At 51.8% G+C, this 548-nt stretch carries 1 protein-coding gene; it reads left to right on the top strand.

Annotation, left to right across the window (positions count from 1 at the left end):
* Positions 1-319 precede the first annotated feature (319 nt).
* Positions 320-548, top strand: a 229-nt coding sequence (gpFI, locus tag H3H39_RS27350) for a DNA-packaging protein FI (RefSeq protein WP_219197904.1), incomplete at its 3' end; no start/stop codon positions are given.

Here is a 548-nt window from a genome sequence, read left to right as displayed (position 1 = left end):
CTGATGAGTTCGTGTCCGTACAACTGAAAGAGGAGCTTGATGACCTGATGAGTTCGTGTCCGTACAACTGAAAGAGGAGCTTGATGAGTTCGTGTCCGTACAACTGAAAGAGGAGCTTGATGACTGATGAGTTCGTGTCCGTACAACTGAAAGAGGAGCTTGATGACCTGATGAGTTCGTGTCCGTACAACTGAAAGAGGAGCTTGATGAGTTCGTGTCCGTACAACTGAAAGAGGAGCTTGATGACTGATGAGTTCGTGTCCGTACAACTGGCGTAATCATGGCCCTTCGGGGCCATTGTTTCTCTGTGGAGGAGTCCATGACGAAAGATGAACTGATTGCCCGTCTCCGCTCGCTGGGTGAACAACTGAACCGTGATGTCAGCCTGACGGGGACGAAAGAAGAACTGGCGCTCCGTGTGGCAGAGCTGAAAGAGGAGCTTGATGACACGGATGAAACTGCCGGTCAGGACACCCCTCTCAGCCGGGAAAATGTGCTGACCGGACATGAAAATGAGGTGGGATCAGCGCAGCCGGATACCGTGATTC

The organism is Rugamonas apoptosis, assembly GCF_014042355.1.
Lineage (GTDB): Bacteria > Pseudomonadota > Gammaproteobacteria > Burkholderiales > Burkholderiaceae_D > Rugamonas > Rugamonas apoptosis.
The sequence above is the reverse complement of the archived record's forward strand: the minus strand, read 5'-3'. Positions and strand labels throughout refer to the sequence as shown.